We start from the raw sequence: 264 nt of genomic DNA on the forward strand, positions 1-264 counted from the left end.
GTGTCATCGACGTTCTCGGTCTTGACGTTGACGAAGTTGCCGGCCACTCGGAACTCGCCGTAGACCAGCGGAATCACCGTGTCTTCCGTCTGCGTGTTCTTGGCCCCGTCGATACCGTAAGTCGGCGTCTCGGACTGATCAGAAGGCGAGTTGGTAGAGGGTGTGGCCGGTGGCAACAGCGAGTTCACCAGGACGCCACCAACAGCGGTGATACCGGCAGCCAGGGCAGCGCCACCGACACCCATCGCACCCACTGTCGTGCCC

General features: G+C 62.5%; 1 protein-coding gene. It reads right to left on the reverse strand.

Going from position 1 to position 264, the window contains the following annotated elements:
* Positions 1 to 264, reverse strand: a 264-nt coding sequence (locus SB689_RS23380) for a hypothetical protein (protein WP_410694437.1), incomplete at both ends; no start/stop codon positions are given.

Origin of the sequence: Chryseobacterium sp. SIMBA_038 (genome assembly GCF_046535115.1) — a bacterium.
Lineage (GTDB): Bacteria > Bacteroidota > Bacteroidia > Flavobacteriales > Weeksellaceae > Chryseobacterium.